This window comes from Mucilaginibacter sp. GW822-FHT03E02 (assembly GCF_058801545.1).
This window is the reverse complement of record NZ_JBXANJ010000001.1, coordinates 69,618-88,278: the sequence shown is the minus strand read 5'-3', so window position 1 is coordinate 88,278 and position 18,661 is coordinate 69,618. Positions and strand designations below refer to the sequence as shown.

Annotated in this window: 10 protein-coding genes; 5 read left to right on the top strand and 5 right to left on the bottom strand. The window is 43.7% G+C overall.

What is annotated here, in order from left to right; translation table 11 throughout:
• Nucleotides 1-133: 133 nt before the first annotated feature.
• Nucleotides 134-2,941 (top strand): outer membrane beta-barrel protein, encoded by a 2,808-nt coding sequence (locus AC1RM2_RS00325; protein ID WP_492982254.1) that lies wholly within the window; start codon nt 134-136, stop codon nt 2,939-2,941.
• 360 nt (nt 2,942-3,301) lie between these two features.
• On the opposite strand, the gene AC1RM2_RS00320 is transcribed toward AC1RM2_RS00325, so the two are convergent.
• From AC1RM2_RS00320 to AC1RM2_RS00300, 5 genes are all read right to left on the bottom strand, one after another.
• Nucleotides 3,302-3,604, bottom strand: a complete 303-nt coding sequence (locus AC1RM2_RS00320) for a GIY-YIG nuclease family protein (RefSeq protein ID WP_492982252.1) — start codon at nt 3,602-3,604, stop codon at nt 3,302-3,304.
• Nucleotides 3,605-3,722: 118 nt separating this feature from the next.
• Entirely contained in the window at nt 3,723-4,376 is a 654-nt protein-coding gene (locus AC1RM2_RS00315) for a response regulator (RefSeq protein ID WP_492982250.1), read from the bottom strand.
• Between the two features lie 6 nt (nt 4,377-4,382).
• Nucleotides 4,383-5,171 (bottom strand): sensor histidine kinase, encoded by a 789-nt coding sequence (locus tag AC1RM2_RS00310; RefSeq protein WP_492982248.1) that lies wholly within the window; start codon nt 5,169-5,171, stop codon nt 4,383-4,385.
• Nucleotides 5,138-5,794, bottom strand: a complete 657-nt coding sequence (locus tag AC1RM2_RS00305) for a hypothetical protein (protein ID WP_492982246.1) — start codon at nt 5,792-5,794, stop codon at nt 5,138-5,140. Before AC1RM2_RS00305 ends, AC1RM2_RS00310 begins: the two co-directional genes overlap by 34 nt.
• A gap of 12 nt (nt 5,795-5,806) precedes the next feature.
• The gene (locus AC1RM2_RS00300; RefSeq protein WP_492982244.1) at nt 5,807-6,400 is read right to left on the bottom strand and encodes a hypothetical protein; all 594 of its coding nucleotides are present in this window, start codon (nt 6,398-6,400) and stop codon (nt 5,807-5,809) included.
• Between the two features lie 451 nt (nt 6,401-6,851).
• On the opposite strand from AC1RM2_RS00300, the gene AC1RM2_RS00295 reads away from it, so the two are divergent.
• From AC1RM2_RS00295 to AC1RM2_RS00280, 4 genes are all read left to right on the top strand, one after another.
• The gene (locus AC1RM2_RS00295) at nt 6,852-7,385 is read left to right on the top strand and encodes a phage tail protein (protein ID WP_492982242.1); all 534 of its coding nucleotides are present in this window, start codon (nt 6,852-6,854) and stop codon (nt 7,383-7,385) included.
• Nucleotides 7,386-7,422: 37 nt separating this feature from the next.
• On the top strand, nt 7,423-8,343 hold the full coding sequence (locus tag AC1RM2_RS00290; RefSeq protein WP_492982240.1) for a methionyl-tRNA formyltransferase: 921 nt from the start codon (nt 7,423-7,425) through the stop codon (nt 8,341-8,343).
• A 41-nt stretch (nt 8,344-8,384) separates the two neighbouring features.
• Nucleotides 8,385-17,366 carry a cadherin-like beta sandwich domain-containing protein gene (locus tag AC1RM2_RS00285; protein WP_492982238.1) on the top strand — a complete coding sequence of 2,994 codons (8,982 nt, stop codon included), beginning with the start codon at nt 8,385-8,387 and terminating at the stop codon, nt 17,364-17,366.
• Between the two features lie 278 nt (nt 17,367-17,644).
• Nucleotides 17,645-18,556 carry a PorP/SprF family type IX secretion system membrane protein gene (locus AC1RM2_RS00280; RefSeq protein WP_492982236.1) on the top strand — a complete coding sequence of 304 codons (912 nt, stop codon included), beginning with the start codon at nt 17,645-17,647 and terminating at the stop codon, nt 18,554-18,556.
• Nucleotides 18,557-18,661: the final 105 nt, after the last annotated feature.

Sequence of the window (18,661 nt, the reverse complement as noted above, 5' to 3'; positions counted from 1 at the left end):
TTTAGCCAAGTTAATTCCTGTCAGTTTTACAAGTTTAAATCGATAGCCTTAAGTTATAAATCGTTTGCAACGAATAACTTTCTGGCTTAAGACTTTTTAACTCCGGACTTAACCCAGCTACATCTGCCTTACCATGAAAAAAACTTTACTCTGTTTATTTATATTGATGTTTGCCGCCATAGGCTATGCCCAAAACCGTCGGGGAGGTGGCAACGGGAATGGAAACAGTGGCGCTGGTAACTTCGGGAGGCAACGCGGTGCAAAAGATCAAAAAGGTACTTTGCCTTTCAGGGAAGTTTATGGGGTAGTTAAGGATACTGCAAATAAAAAATTGGAAGGGGCAACCATTAAACTGGTATCGGCTACAGATAGCATGGTTACCGGCACCGGCCCAACAGGTAAGTTCAGGTTTGGGAAGGTTAAATCGGCTACGTTTGTCATCACCGTTACCAGCGTGGGGTTTCAAACAATAGTACGCAAGATGCTGAACAACGACGAATCGCGCAGTTTGGAGCTTGATGCCTTTGTTTTGAAGCCGCAGCAGCACATGCTGGGCGAGGTAGTGATAAATGGCGAGCCAAGCGTTACTTACAAAACCGATACGGTTGAATATCGCGCCAGCGATTACAAAGTGCGCCCGAACGCTACCGTTGACGAATTGATTAAAAAAATGGAAGGCGTGGAAGTTGCCAAAGATGGAACGGTAACGCACCAGGGCCAGGCTGTAGTGAAGGCCCGGCTGAACGGCAAAGACTATATAGGCGGCGATGTTGCCCAGGCTATTAAAAACCTGCCTGCCGATATAGTTGATAAAGTACAGATAATTGACGACTACGGCGACCAGGCGGCACGTACAGGTATCAAAGATGGTGACCCGCAAAAAGTATTGAACATTACCACGAGGGCCGATAGATCGGTAGGGAATGTTGGGCGGTTAAGCGCAGGTGTAGGTAGTGATGACCGCTATGATAACCGCCTTTTTTTTCAGCGGATAAACGGCAACGAGCAGATAGGGGTGATAGGCAGTTTTGTAAACACGGTAAATGGCGTTTCGGGCGGTACAGGCGGCGGCAGCGGCGGTACTACCAAAACAGGGGGACCTAACATCAGCTACCGGGGCTATCTCACCAAAAAAATCCAGATAAATACCAGCTACAATTATAATTTCAGAGATGTTAATTCTATTAACCATAGCGATGGTCAACAGTTTAGTACATTGGGTACCACTAATTTTATCAGGAACTCCAATTCGCAAAATAATAACAAAACTCATAATGTAAACCTGGAACTGGAGTATAATATCGATAGCGCTAATTACCTAAAAGTGACACCCAGTTTTAGCTACTCGGGTATAAATTCAACAAACACATCTCAAAGTTTTAAAACGGGCCTCATTCACCAGGATATTTTAGGGTTAACAGGCAGCAATAATACTGTGCCCAGTTGGGGAGGTATTGTGTTTTATCAGCATTTGTTTAAAAAGCCAAAGCGCAACCTGTCGTTGCAGGTAAGCTACAACCGGGCGGATAATGAAACCGTTAACGAGCAGGATAATAACATTATCTACTACCAGGATTCTACTAATCACGTTTTAAAAGATTCACTGGTGAACCGCCACATCAGCCGCAGTAACCTGAGTAAAAACTTCAGGACGAGTTTTACCTACGTTGAGCCCCTTACCGATGTGTCGCAATTGGAGTTTAACGCGCAGGTAAATTCGCGAAGTTATGATAACCAGGCCTATACCTATAATATCGATTCGCTCGGCAGGCGCAGTCTTGTCGATTCATTGAGTAATGTTTTTAAATACTCATTTACAGAAACCCGCCTTGCACTTAATTATCGCATTAATCAAAAAAAATACAATGTATCAATAGGTGTAACCGGTGTGCCAACCGTTTTGGACGGAACAAAAGTAACCGGTGGGGTGGTAAGTACGCACCGTACTAATTTTAACCTGATTCCGATAGCTCGTTTTCAATATGTATGGTCAAAGCAGGAGCGTTTTTCGGTGAACTATTCGGGCAGCCCACAAGAGCCTTCGTTTAACCAGATTCAACCTGTGCGCGATGAGTCGAATCCGCAAAACCCTGTAGTTGGTAACCCCGATTTAAAACCATCGTTCAGGAACTCCATCAACCTGCAATACAATAATTACATGGTCGATTCAAAGTTCAATGTATCGGCCAATGCCAACGTGAGCATTATAAAAAATCAGATAGTCACCAATACCGTGCAAATAGCCGATACTCTTGGCGCTTTAAAAAACGAAACACACTATATTAACTTAAATGGCAGCTATACAATAGGCGGTAACTACAATATTTCGAAACAACTGGACAATAGGAAATATAACCTGGCGCTTAATGGCACCATCAATTACGGCCATGGTGTGTCAATGAGTAACAACGTTCAAAACTTTACCACTACTTGGCATTTTAACGAACGGTTAGGCCCACAAATAAACCCAAGCGAATCGGTAGAAATTAATCCGTACGTTTCCTATGACGTGGCAAAATCATATTTCACGCTGCCACACTCGGTAAATACCAATATCAGCACAACGGCTTTGGCCATTGATGGTAAGTTTTATTTCCTTACCGGGCGTACTGCTACCTTTGGCTACAGCGCCAACAAAAACTTTGTAAAAGGGATATCGCAAAACCTTACGCGTAACCCATTGGTCATTAACGCATACATTGAACAGCAATTTTTTAAGCGCCGTAACCTTACGCTTACATTCCAGGTATTTGATATTTTAAAGCAAAATAACTTTGTTAACCAGGTAACTACCGAAAATTCGGTAACCAACACCCTTAGTAACGCCCAAAGCCGCTACTTCATGTTCAGCGTCAAGCTAAACCTCCAAAAATGGACGGGCTCGCCCATGCGCCACGGACAAAGGATGAAGAGGAGGGGAGATGGAAGCTTTATTGAGTAGGGAGCCAGCTTCTCAACAAAACCAAAGTCATGCCGAACTTGTTTCGGCATCCCATATGCTAAGTGTACTTCATGCAGATCACCTTCCTGTGGGATACTGAATCAGGATGACATTTTCTTCGCGATATGCTAAAGTCATGCCGAACTTGTTTCGGCATCCCACATGCAAGGTGTACAACATGCCGGTTACCGTCCTGTGGGATCCTGAAACAAGTTCAGGATGACGGTTTCTTCGCGATATGCTAAAGTCATGCCGAACTTGTTTCGGCATCCCACATGCAAGGTGTACAACATGCCGGTTACCGTCCTGTGAGATCCTGAAACAAGTTCAGGATGACGATTGCCACCGCACAGTCGAGGTTTACAACATTGATTCAATTTCGTCCTTCAAATCTTTCATCGTAGGGTTTATCGACTTTATCAGGTTGATTTTCCAGTCTTTATGCCATCTTTTTAATTGTTTTTCCCGGTCGATTGCGTCTGTTATGCGTTCAAAATATTCATAATAAACAAGATCATAAAGTCGATATTTCTTAACAAAAGCAGAACCTTCTCCGTTGGTATGTTGCCAAACCCTTGCACGCAGATCGCTGGTTACGCCTATATAAAATGTAGTGCGATAAGCGTTAGACATAATGTAAACATGACCTTGCTTGTAAAGCATTTCCTTAGCTATTTAAGTTTAGGGATTTCAATATGCAAAGTTATTAGCACACTGATTACTTGGCATGTGGGGTGCCGAAACAAGTTCGGCATGACTTGGGATTATTGAAACAGGGCACTTATATCTTTATCAATTCCTGCTTCAGCGCGGCAATTACCAGTCCTGTTCGTGATTTGGTTTCAAACTTTTGAAATAGCGCTTCGCGGTAATTGTCGATAGTGTGTGGGCTTAGGTTCATCATATCGGCTATTTGCTTGTACGTAAGGTCGCTGCAACATAGCTCAAGGAATTTTAGTTCATTAGCATTTACTTCAACCAGCTGGGTTTTTACAGGCTGATTGTTTTGAATATTGCGTAGCAGTTTGCCACTTACCAGCTCATTAATATAAAATGATTGTTTAGCAATGCCGTTAATAGCGTCAATTAAATCGGACGCCCGCGATTGTTTGAGCATATAACCGCCGGCACCACTTTTAAGCATGCCTATAATTGGCTTATCTTCTTCAAACATACTTAATGCCAATACTTTTATTTCAGGATGGTTTTCCTTAATCCATTTGGTGCTTTCGTAGCCATCCATCAGGGGCATGGTAATATCCATCAGGATCACTTCCGGCAGGCTATGGCGGGATAACTTCTGGATCATGTCCTGGCCGTTTTCGGCATCAAAAATCACATTTATTTTGCCCGAATCGCTAAGCAGGCTTACCAGCCCCTGTCTAAAAAGGGTATGATCGTCAACAATGGCTATATTTATTTTCTCAGCGTCCATTAATATTTAGTAGGGTATAGTTACAATAATTTCAGATCCGCTTCCCGGAGCAGAGTTGATAGAGGCAGTACCATTTATCATGGCCGCCCGTTTGGTAATGTTGTGCAGGCCCATCCCGTTTTTACGTTTCAATGTTTCTTCTACATCAAAACCCTTCCCGTTATCACGTATTGTTAACTGAAATGAACTTTCAATCTGCGCTAAAGTTATAAATATTTCCGTTGCTTTGGCATGCTGTATAATGTTATTTATAATCTCCTGGAACAGCCGGAAAAGGATGGTTTCTTTACCGCTATCGGCATTAAATGTGCTAAGGTTCCGTTTATCGAAATTGATTTTAAACTTGTCTGAACGTTGCAGCCATTCCAGTTCAAATTCAATAGCGGCCGCCAATCCACGGTTTACTAACTCTTCGCCATGTAACAGGCGCGACAGTGCTTTTACTTCTTTAATAGACCGGGTGGTCAGGTCCTCAATAAACGCAAGTTTTTCGGCTGTTTTATCTGTATTGTTCAGGTCGATGGAACTTAAAGTGATGGTGGTGATACTTAGCAACTGGCCTATATTATCGTGCAAATCGTAGGCGATGGTTTTAAGGGTTTGTTCCTGTACTTCTATCTGTGTTTTCAGCAGTTCATTTTCAAATGTTTTTTGCAGCAGCAGTTTCTCCTCCTGGTGTTTCTTTTTTTTGCGGTTGTATGAAACAACGTAAATGATGAGGAACAGGGGGGCAATCAAAAAAATGAGGGAAGTTAACCCTATCAGGAAGATGATTTCCTGCGAAGATACCTGCATAAGAAAGCGTATGACCAAAATGCGTAAAGTATAATATTAAGTAAATTAAAAATATAGTACCGTATAGAGTGCCCATATATTACCGTACTTGAGTGCGACATATAATCGAAAAAAACATTACAAGTAGTGCTCCCGAAATAAAAAAACAAGGAGCCACTTACCCACCAAAAAGGTGCCGAAAATGCCAGCTGTTCAAACTGTTCATCCATTAGTTTAAGGTAATAGTAATAAAGGCAGGCAAATACAAACATTACCGACATTACCGTTGCTGTAATTGAAACAAAGGTTTTAAAATGAGTTGCAAATAACTCGGTAATAAATATTATCATAAAAATACTGTACCAGGAAAGCAGCCATTTGCGCGTGTCTTTATAGGGTTTGTATAAATTATATAAGGTGTAGCTAACCATGCCACACTCAAATAACAAAAACACATTGTACAAATGATGATTGAAGATATGCGCTATCCTGTTCATATAAATGCCTGTAAGCTCTACAATGCAGGTTAACAGCATGTAAGCTATAAATAGCTTCCAGGCCGCTATTTTTTCGTTTGATAGAAAAATAAGGGCGGCCAGGAAGCAAATAAATTCGGCAACAGTATTTATTGTGATAAAAATCATGTGGTTTAGATATTATTGTACCAATGTTGCACCTATGCTGCTGCAGGTGCTTGGAGGTGGGCATTGCTCGCCGCGGTTTTCAGGAGTGGTACCTACTATAAAGCCGGTTGCGCCATTGTTTTGCCCTGGTGCCGGTTTCTCCTTATAGTAATCCCAATGCAGCGTTTTGCCGTCTTTTATTACTGGGGTGGTTGATACCATTATCAATGTATTGCGGCCCCAATACATTTTATCCGGAATGTGGCCGTCAACAAAAGTGCCTGGATAGTCGTTATGATAGGTTGCGAGGTAAAAACGAATGCCATCGCCATGTTCCTTCTTTATACTATCAACTAAAGCTTTCAGTCGGTCAATATCAAACCAGATAGCCCGGGTATTAGGCACTTTTACAGTGTCGGGCTTCTGGTCAAGCTTAATAATGGAGTCAGCCTTGCCGGCATGTTTTTCGTAATTTTTTACATAGGCTAAAGCTAATTTATACCCTACGGTATCAAGATTAGCCTGGGGGTCGGGATCTGCTACCGTAGTGGTGGCCTGTTTTTGCTGACACGAACTAAAGCCAATAGCGGCAAAAGCCAGTGTAATTAAGGTAATTTTTTTGATCATGATGTTGTTATTTGAGTTTATCGAAAGTGCTTAATTATGTGTAGAAACACAACATCTATATTAAACCTTTTTTTACCCTAAAAAACACCTTTAAAAAAGCGGATTATACCCTATACTACCTTTTAACTATAACAGACATTTGTGATGTGATGCAAATACAAAATACATTACGTTCGTTCTTTTTTAGTTAATTCAAATTTTCAGTTAAATATAACTTATCCGCAATATTAATGCTTTGTAATGCAGGCGTTGTGCTTTATTCGATGGGTAAATTACCTTGTAATATACTTTTGTAAGTAATTGATTTTTAAGTTGATGTTTAAAATTTTATTTTATTTTATCAAATGCGATTTAAGCTATTGTTGGATTTTAATAATATATATTTACCGATAATTAAACAGAATTAATCAATTCTAAACCTAATATAACTTATAACTAAATCCTAAAAACTATGGAACCTTACATTGGCGAAATCCGCATGTTCGCCGGCAATTTTGCACCCCAAGGGTGGTTTTTTTGCGATGGCTCAACATTGCCAATTTCGCAGTACAGTGCATTTTTTTCTTTATTAGGCACTACTTATGGTGGCGATGGCATGAGCACCTTTCAAATCCCTGATCTTCGTGGCCGTGCACCTATACACTCAGGTAACGGGCAAGGGAAAAATGTATCACGTTATGAGCTTGGCCAATTGGGCGGCAACGAAAATGTCACTTTATCTACGCAACAACTGCCTGCGCACTCTCACGTAATCAATTGTTCTGCAACCGCCGACCTTGCAGTTCCGGCAGCGGGCTATCCCGCTGCATCTACAGACCCGGCCTTAGGTACTATTATTAACAGTTACAGTTCAGCCACAGATTCGCAAATGAACCCCGCAGCCGTTGCACCTTCAGGTGGTAGCCAACCTGTAAACGTAGTAACGCCTTATTTAGCCATCAATTTCATTATTGCCTGGCAAGGTATCTGGCCTTCAAGACCATAATAATGAAAAAAACTTTGATGGATTTTAATGCATGCCAATGAAAGTTGGTATCGTATCAAATTCAAAAATATGTATACCCCTGCTTTCGTACCTAAGCAGTATCAAAGCAGGGGTTATATTATACTTCGGGAAATCTGCCCATGCTGATATCAGTGTAAATGACATGGCCGGTTTTTGCAGGATGAACTATATATCGTTCTACGCAGAAGATGATAAAAAAGAGCTTTATAACTGGCAACAACTAAACGAACCTGATATAATTTTCATAACAGGGTACAGTCATAAAATTGATATAAAGGAATTAAGTGGTGTGCCAACGGGAACGTATAATATCCACTTTGGTAAACTGCCGCAATACAGGGGGCCTTCGCCGGTTTTCTGGCAATTGAAAAATGGCGAAACGGAATTAGGCTTATGCATACACCAACTAACCAATAAGCTGGACAGCGGCGCGGTTATTTGGGAACAAAATATTAAAAACGAAGAATACCATACCTACAATTATATAAACCAGGCATTTAGCCAGCTGCAGGTGCAGGGGGTAGCGCAGATAATTGCTGCCCTAAACAGCAAGCAAGCGCCGTATAACAAGTTACAGGATGAAACCAAAGCCCGGTATTACAACAGACCACAATTGGCCGATGTAATGATAAACTGGGATTCGATGGATACAAAAAATATCCTCGATCTTATTAAGGCATGCTCATCGTGGAATAACGGGGCAAGCACTTTAATAAACGGTTTCGAGCTGAAAATATTAGATGCCGAACCGGATTTCGCAGGAGCAAATAGCATACCCGGCACCATTAACATAGCTAACAACAAGTTTAATGTAGCTTGCATAGGTAACCAGGCTTTGAACATAAACTTTTTCAATATAAATAATACTTGCATCCCTGCCCGGCATGCCGGTTTTTATGGTTTAAAAACAGGGCAAACATTCATTAGCAAAATATAACGGCGCAGCCGGACAATAAACAGAACGTTTAAAATTTCATTATGAAAACACTTTTACCTGTATCTAAAAAAGAATTAATAACAAGCGTGCGTCAAATGTTTGCGCCGTTACTGTTGTTAATTTTCCTGTGCGTTGGCGGTAGTACCCAGGCGCAAGTTCATTATACTACCACAGGCAGTGCCTCTACCACGGAGGTTAATGACGCGTTGAGCAGCGTTAATTATAATGGTACAGGTGCCGCTGCAATTATAAACTCGCTGGTACCGGCGCCTACTGCTACAGCAATAGATTATAATGGTAGCCGCGCGTTTGTATATGACAATACAGGCGGGGTAAAACAAATTAAGGTTATATCCCTTACCACTAAAGCTGTTACAGGTACTATAACTGTACCGGACGTTTTAACGGCTATGCGTTACGATGCTGCGAGTGATTATATTTATTATTTAACCACATCCGGAGCAAATACTTTAGCTGCAAATGACGCATTGAGAAAAGTTCAGCCAAGTGGCACTAACGATGTGGCTGTGGTTACATCTATAGCTAATACGCCTATAGGCCTGGCGCTTGATTTAGCGCACAATGTTGTTTATGTACTTGATAAGTTCGGTTCATCAAATGTTATCAAAAAAGTTGATTTTACTACACCTGCGTCTCCTGTTACAGTTACCGTTTTATCACAAACTAAGTCGATAAATGGGTTGGATTATAATCCGAATGACGGAAATATTTATTTTTTGCAAGCTGATGCCACTGGTTTTACATCAAAAGGGGCAGATGATGCTATTTTGAAAATTAGCGGAAGCGCGGTTTCTGGAACACCAACAGTTATTGCAAGTTCAATAGGCTATCAGCCCTCTGTGTTTGCGCTTGATGCTGGTAATGAAAGGGTGTTTTTCTATGACGGATCAACATCTGCGAGCGCTTTGGCAAGAGAGATAAGGCCAGTATCATTCACCGGGGTAGTTGGCGGTGCGATTGTGACTTTCGCCTTAGGTACGTCCACCATTTCGGTATCAGCTTTAAACGCACCGAGGCCTGCAGTAACATCGACAGCAGCTGTCACAACTTTCTCATCTGGGTCGGCAACATTAGGCGGGCAGGTAACACGTAGCGATATAAGCGTTACAGAGCGTGGTATTATATATAGCTCCACCAACCAAACGCCAACAATAGGCGGCAGTGGAGTTACAAAATCAGCTATAGGCAGTGGTAATGGTGCTTTCTCCGGAAGCATAACCGGGCTGTCAAGTTCAACCACTTACTATGTACGCGCATATGGAACAAGTACTGCGGGTACGGGTTACGGTGATGTGGTTTCTTTTTCAACGCTATCAAATGATGCCACACTTTCGGGGCTTAGTTTAAGTAGCGGTTCATTAAGCCCAACATTTGCTTCGGCCACTACTTCTTATACAGCCTCGGTACCAAACAGCACAACAACAATTGCCATTACACCAACGCGCAACCAGGCCAACGCTACTATCAAAGTTAACACCACCATTGTAACATCAGGCTCGGCATCTGCCAATTTCAACTTAAATGCAGGCGATAATGCCCAAAGCATTGTGGTAACCGCGCAGGATGGTTCAACCAAGACTTATACAGTAACCGTAAACAGGGCCAAGGCCGCACAAACCATTACTTTTGCTTCAACAGCCTCAAAAACATATGGCGATGCAGATTATGCGCCGGGCGCAACAGCAAGTAGCGGGTTAACGGTTAGCTATAGCAGCGATAATACAGCTGTGGCAACTATAGTGAGTGGTAAGATTCACATTGTTGCACCCGGTACCGCCAATATTACGGCCTCGCAGGCAGGCGATGCCAGTAATCTGGCCGCAACCAGTGTAGTGCAGGCCTTAACTGTAGGTAAGGCTTCAATAACGGTAACTGCAAATGCTGCAAGTAAAATTTATGGCGATGCCGACCCATCGTTAACTTATTCAGTTACCACGGGTGCGTTGGCGGGCAGTGATGCTTTCACCGGTGCATTAACACGCGATGCCGGTACCAATGTTGGCACCTATAATATTACCCAGGGAACGCTCGCTCTAAGCGCCAGCAAATACACACTTAGCTTTGTATCCGGTGTTTTAACTGTTAGCAAGCGGGCTATCAGTATTCAACCTGCACCTGCAAGTAAATCTTACGGTGATGTCGATCCCAACTACCCTTACTATTATAGGGTGGGCTCGTTAGCAAGTGGCGATGGGATGACAGGTTCATACGTGCGCGATCCGGGCGAAACCCCAGGTACATATGCACTAAGTATAGGAACTAAATACCCCGTTAATGCCACAACAGGTGTAGACCAAAGCAATAACTATGTTATTACTTATATACCAGAATATTTAACCATCACCAAAAGGGCTATAACGCTGCAGCCTGCTCCGGCCACTAAAGTTTACGGCGATGCTGATCCTGGCTTCCCTTATTATTATCGGGTGGGTTCGATTGCGCCAGGCGAAGGCATGACTGGTACATTTGGCAGACAGACCGGCGAAGATGTGGGCACTTATGTGCTAAATCTTGGTACCAAAAGGCCGGTAAATGTAACAACAGGCGTTTTTACAGATCAGTATTATACCATATCATTTTTACCCGATAACCTTACCATTACCAAAAAAACAGTTAATGTAAGCGCGAACGCGCAAAGTAAAACCTATGGCGACGTTGACCCGGCTTTAACCTATAGTGCCAGCGCCGTTGGGTTTAGTGACACATTTAGCGGTGCGCTCACGCGGGCAGCCGGCGAAAGTAACGGCACTTATGCCATTAGCCAGGGAACGCTTGCTTTAAACACCACAAACTATAACCTTAATTTTACAGGTTCAAATTTAACTATAGGCAGAAAAGTAATTAACGTTACTGCGGCTGCCCAAAACAAAACCTATGGAGATGCCGATCCTACCTTAACCTATACTGCCGATGCATTGACAAGCGGCGATAGCTTTACAGGGGCATTAACCCGCGCATCTGGCGAGGCAGCCGGTACTTATGCCATTAGCCAGGGAGGCCTGGCCTTAAATAACAACTATACTTTAAACTTTACTGGCAGTGCCTTAACTATAGGTAAAAAGGTAATAAATGTAACAGCAAACGCGCAAAGCAAAGCTTATGGCGATGCCGATCCGGCTTTAACCTATACGGCCGATGCATTACTGGGTGGCGATACTTTTAGCGGTTCGTTAACGCGTGACGCTGGCGAGCTTGCTGGCAGCTACAACATCAACCAGGGCAGCCTTACATTAAATGATAATTACGCTTTAAATTATGCTGGCAACAGTTTGACAATTAATAAGATTGCTTTAAGTTACGTGGCAACCCCGGCAACTAAAACTTACCTGGCGCCCAATCCGGCCTTTACCGGTACCGTAACGGGTTTTATCAATGGTGATACACAAGCTACGGCCACAACAGGTACATTAACCTTTACATCAACAGCAACAGACTCAAGTCCGCAGGGAAACTATCCTATTAATGGCTCGGGTTTAAGCGCCAATAATTATAGCTTTGTACAATCGCCGGCAAATGGTTCGGCATTAACAGTAGTTTTATCTTCTGATGCAGCTTTATCCAATATATCTGTCTCACAGGGAACGTTAAACACGTCTTTTGACGCCGCGACACATCAATATTCGGTAAATGTAGATCATAACACCACATCAATTGATCTTACGGCGGTGGTTCATCAGGGCAATGCCACTATGCTTGTAAACGGTATGGCGCTTACCTCAGCTTCTGCAATTACTTTGCCTTTAAATGGCGGTGACAATTACTTTACCACGGTTGTTACTGCCCAGGATGGCACAACTACACAAAGTTACCTGGTAACTGTAAACAGGGCGCTTTCTACAAATACCCTATTAACAAATATTGCGCTTAGTGGTGTTACAATTAACCCCGTGTTTGATTCAAACACAACAACGTATACGGCTGCTGTAAGTAACCTTGTTACCGGTACCGATATTACTGCAACCGCCGCTGATGTTGATGCCAATGCACAAATAGGTCCCATCAAAATAACAGCAACCACGTCTTATCATTTTCCATTAAACGTTGGCGACAATCCCATCAGTGTTGACGGGGTAGCTCAAAACGGCGATATCAAACATTATAACATCACCATAACCAGGGCACCATCATCAGATGCCAGTTTATCGTCGCTTAATACTACTGTATTAACGTTTAATGAGTCATTTAGCAGTACTACGTATAATTATACGGCGACAGTAGCCAACAATATATCACAGTTTAATTTTGTGCCTGTTGGTTCAAACAACGCTGCTGTTATTACATTTAACGGTAATCTGGTAAATTACTTAGGCGTTACACCAACACTCAATTATGGCGTTAATACTTACAATATTGTAGTTACATCCGAAGATGGTACTGCAACACATACCTATACTATAACAGTAACGCGTACGCTATCGTCAGATAATAACCTGTCTACACTTTCCATTCCGTTCGTTACAACCATAAATGAACCGTTTGATCCGGCAGTATTAAATTACACTGCCGACCTGGCCGATTCGACCATCACCGGTTTGCCGCTTACCGCCTACTCTTACGATCCAAACGCTACTATGAAAATAAATGGTACCGCGGTAACAAGGTTTGCCAATTACACCATGACTTTACATGGCGGCGCAAATACCTTTAATATAGTAGTTACGCCGCAGGATAACAGCGCTGCAAAAACGTATACGCTGGTGCTTACACGCGCAGGTACGCCACCGCCGCTATTGTCGCCTAATGCTACTTTAGCTGCAATGTCTGTTTCGGCTACCGGCTATAGTCACAACTTTAATTTCGCTTTTGATGCGCTTACACCGCTTACCGTGGCAAATAAAGTAACCGGGGTGAGGATTCATCCTGTAATCCCTGCCGATGGTGCAACAGCTACTGTTAACGGCGTTGCATTAGCTTATGATGCCAGTACAAATCTGTTACCGTTAAATGTAGGCGATAACACTTTTGATGTGGTTGTAACCGCAGCCGATGGCGTTCATCAAACTACAAATACACTGCACATAAACAGGTTACCGTTCGCTGATATTAGTCTTGCTTCATTAGTTTTAAATGCCGGCACCTTGAACCCTGCTTTTGTTGGCACTACACTTACTTATTCTGCGTCGGTGCCTTATAGCGTTGGCAATTTAAACGTAACTCCGGTTGCCAATGCTGCCGATGCAACAGTTACAATAGGGGCCGCAACTATTAGCGCCGGTGCACCAAGTGCAAGTGTTCCGCTTAACGTGGGGCTGCCAAACCGTATAAGGGTAACGGTAACCGCTGCAGACGGTGTAAATACCCAAAATTATACCATAAATGTAACCCGTTTGGCCCCCGATGCTACACTTGCTTCGCTTACACTCAGCAATGGTACGCTAAGCCCGGTTTTCGATGGTACAAACGCTACCTATACCGCTTCGGTAGGTGGCAATGTTAGCAGTGTGGTAATCACACCAACTGCCAAAGATGCCGGCGCCGCAATAACCATTAATGGCACGTTGATTGGCGCATCGGCAACCGTGCCTTTAATTGCCGGCGACAACAGTTTTGCTATAGTTGTAACAGCCGGCGATGCCGCTGGCGGTATTGTTACCCAAACATACAATGTAACGATAACCAGGGCTGCCCCGGTATCAAACGTCACGCTCACCAGTTTGACTACCAGCAGCCCGCTGAGCCCGGCATTTTCTGCTGGAATCAATACCTATACCGCAGCGGTAAATAATGTAACTACTACCTATACGGTAATCCCGGTTGTGAGTGATGCTAATGCTACAGTTAAGGTAAATGGCCAGGCATTGGTGTCAGGCAAAGCGGTTATAAACCTGGTACCTGGCAATAATATCATAATAACCACCATTACTGCGCAGGATGGTACGGTTAGCATTTATACTATTACAGTAAATCAAAGTACGCTATCCAATAATGTGAATATGGGCTTTAGTATTACACCAGCTTCATCTTTTGTCTCCACTCCGGGTACAGCGTCGCAATATAACTATACCGCCTCGGTAGCATTGGGAACAAACAGTATAACGGTAATGCCAACAGCCGGTGATCCGGGAGCATCAATAACAGTAGAAGGACAGGCGGTAAGCAGCGGTTCTGTATCGCAGGCGATAGCATTGAACGTATCGGGGACAACAACGGTTCACATGCATGTGACTGCGCAGGATGGTATCACCGCCCGTGATTATTTTTTGGTAATAAGCAAAAATGGTTCGAGCAATGTAAATATGGGCTTTACGATGAGCCCTGTAGCATCGTTTACCTCCGCGCCGGGAACCTCATTACAATTTAACTACACCACCTCGGTAGTAGCGGGAACAAGCAGCATAACCGTAACTCCTACAGCAGGCGATCCGGGAGCATCCATAACAGTAGAAGGGCAGGCGGTAAACAGTGGTTCGGTATCACAACCGATCACACTAAATGCATCGGGAACAACATCGGTTCATATGCGTGTGATAGCTCAGAATGGTATTGCTAAACGCGATTACGTAGTGGTTATAAGTAAAAATGGTTCCAGTAACGTAAATATGGGCTTTACCATGAGCCCAGCCGCATCGTTCACCTCTGTACCGGGAACCGCATTACAATATAACTATACCACTTCGGTAGTAGCGGGAGCAAATAGCGTAACGGTAACTCCAACAGCGGGCGATCCGGGAGCATCCATAATGGTAGAAGGGCAGGCGGTAAACAGCGGTTCGGTATCACCGGCGATAACGCTAAATGCATCTGGGACAACAACGGTTCATATACATGTAACTGCGCAGGACGGCACTACAACGCGCGATTACGTAGTGGTTATAAGTAAAAATGGTTCCAGCAATGTAAATATGGGCTTTACCATGAGCCCGGCGTCCTCATTCACCTCGGTGCCTGGAACCGCATTACAATATAACTATACTACTTCGGTAGTACCGGGAACAAATAGCGTAACGGTAACTCCAACAGCGGGCGACCCGTCAGCATCCATAATGGTAGAAGGCCAGGCAGTAAACAGCGGTTCGGTATCACCGGCGATAACGCTAAATGCCTCGGGGACAACAACGGTTCATATACATGTAGCTGCGCAGGACGGCACCACAACGCGCGATTACGTAGTAGTGATAAGTAAAAATGGTTCCAGTAACGTAAATATGGGCTTTGCCATGAGTCCTGTGGCATCGTTCACCTCTGTACCAGGTACTGCGTTGCAATATAATTATACCACCTCTGTAGTACTGGGAACAAATAGCGTCACGGTAACTCCAACAGCGGGTGACCCGTCAGCATCGATAACGGTAGAAGGGCAGGCGGTAAACAGCGGTTCGGTATCACCAGCGATAACGCTAAATGCCTCGGGGACAACAACGGTTCATATGCATGTAACGGCTCAAGACGGCACCACAACGCGCGATTACGTAGTAGTGATAAGTAAAAATGGTTCCAGTAACGTAAATATGGGCTTTGCCATGAACCCTGCCGCATCGTTCACTTCTGTACCGGGCACTGCATTGCAATATAACTATACTACCTCGGTAACTTCCGGCACAAGCAGCATAACGGTAACTCCAACAGCGGGCGACCCGTCAGCATCCATAACAGTAGAAGGCCAGGTAGTAAGCAGTGGTTCAGTATCACCGGCGATAACGCTAAATGCCTCGGGGACAACAACGGTTCATATGCATGTAACGGCTCAAGACGGCACCACAACGCGCGATTATGTAGTAGTGATAAGTAAAAATGGCTCGAGCAATGTAAATATGGGCTTTGTCATGAGCCCTGTGGCATCAGTCACGTCTGTACCGGGCACTGCATTGCAATATAACTATACTACCTCGGTAACTTCCGGCACAAGCAGCATAACGGTAACTCCAACAGCGGGCGACCCGTCAGCATCCATAACAGTAGAAGGCCAGGTAGTAAGCAGTGGTTCAGTATCACCGGCGATAACGCTAAATGCCTCGGGGACAACAACGGTTCATATGCATGTAACGGCTCAGGACGGCACCACAACACGCGATTACGTAGTAGTGATAAGTAAAAATGGCTCGAGCAATGTAAATATGGGCTTTACAATGAATCCGGCCGCATTCTTTACCTCTGTACCAGGAACCGCGTTGCAATATAATTATACTACTTCGGTAGCTTCCGGCACAAGTAGCATAACGGTAACCCCAACTGCGGGCGACCCGTCAGCATCCATAACAGTAGAAGGCCAGACGGTAAACAGTGGTTCAGTATCACCGGTGATCATACTAAATGCCTCGGGGACAACAACGGTTCATATGCATGTAACAGCCCAGGACGGCACCACAACGCGCGATTACGTAGTAGTGATAAGTAAAAATGGTTCCAGCAATGTAAATATGGGTTTTACCATGAGCCCTACGGCATCGTTCATCTCAGTACCGGGAACCGCGTCGCAGTATAATTATACCACAATGGTGGCGTCGGGAACAAGTGTTGTTACATTCACACCCAAAGCAGGTGATGCAGGTGCTACAATTAAAGTACAAGGTCAAACGGTTGCCAGCGGTACAGCCTCACAAAACATTACATTAAACGCTGCAGGCACAAGCACTACCATCCAGATGGTTGTAATTGCACAGGATGGTATAGCTACGCGTACTTACTCCGTTATTCTATCCCGTGCTGCGCCCAACTTTAATGCTATGCTGCCTGTTGTCACCGGTGTTGCTACCAAATCAAATGATATCAATGCATCAGCCATCACTGTTCACCAGGCTCTATCGCCAAATGGCGATGGCGTTAATGATGTGTTCACCATAGATGGCATAGAAAATCATACGGATAACCGCCTGAGCATCATGAATGCCGGAGGGGCATTGGTATATGATGTAAAAGGCTACGGAAGCAATGGCAACGTGTTTGATGGGCATTCCAATAAAACCGGTACCATGCAAAAACCAGGTACCTACTACTACTCGTTAGAGTACAAGGATGGTAATGAAACCAAACGTAAAACCGGTTATATTATCCTGAAATATTAACGGGAAAGGTATGGACCGATAGGCGTGGTAATAAACTCCGGTTGTTGAAGATAGGCAACCGGGGTTTTACTGTAAATAACCTGCAGTAATAGGGTGAAAATAGCCTGCTAAAAGCACCAAATCAGGCTGATAAACACCATAGGTAAGTTAATAATTCGGCCTATCATTACTAAGTTTTTCATAAGCAGGTTTTTGCCGAAAATAGTCCGGCAAACTGCTTATGGACAAACTATAATACCGTCCTCTTAAACGAATTGCTAACCAGGATTACAAAAAAAATGTCCATCAAAAAAAATATACTAAAGCTATGCATGGTACTTGCATTTATAATGTGCGGCAAGGCTTTTGCACAGCAACAAATTTATAACTACAGTCAATATGCAGATAACCTTACCGCAGTTAATCCGGCATATTCTATACTTGATAAGGCTGGGTCTGTAAGCGTGCTGGGGCGTAAACAATTTATAGGCATAGATGGTGCGCCAAGCAGCCTCATGCTGAATGCCAATTTTCCTATCGAATCTATCAACGGCGCGGCCGGTGTGTATGTGTTGAATGATCAGGCTGCGGTAGAGAAACAGATTGAGGCTAACGTTTTTTTTGCTAAAGGCGTGCAGCTTACCCAAACTGATTACCTGGCCGTGGCGCTAAATTTAGGGGTGCGTAATTATGTGGGGAACTATTCGCAACTGGATGCTACCGACCCGCAGTTTATGAATGATGTGCGCGAAACAAAACCCAACATTGGTTTCGGGGTGATGTTGTATAGCACTAATTACTATTTAGGCTTATCAGTTCCCGAGTTTACCATTCGTAGCCTTGGCACGGCATCCCAACAGCAGGCCAATTACCTGCGCACACATTATTATTTTACAGGGGCCTACCTGGCCGATGTAAGCGACGATGTAAAGGTTAAGCCGGCCACCTTGGTTAGTTATGTAAACGGATCAACAGTTTTGGCAAATATTTCGGGCACATTATACCTTAAGGAGCAATTGGGCATAGGCTTAAATTACCGCACTGATAAAAAAGCGGCGGCTATGTTATCAGTAATTGGTAAAGTATTCAGGGTAGGGTATAGCTACCAGTTTGGCACATCATCAAATAACCTGGGCGGTGTTAATATCACCACCCATGAAGTAAGCATAAGTTACAGGTTTGGAAATGTAACCGGCAATAAATTATTATAAACCAGAATATCAAAGTGCAATTTTTAAAACCTGTTAATAGCCTTTAAAAAGCTAAGCGGGAATACTTTGCCCTTGTTTTTGATAAAACCAACAGGCAGATACCGA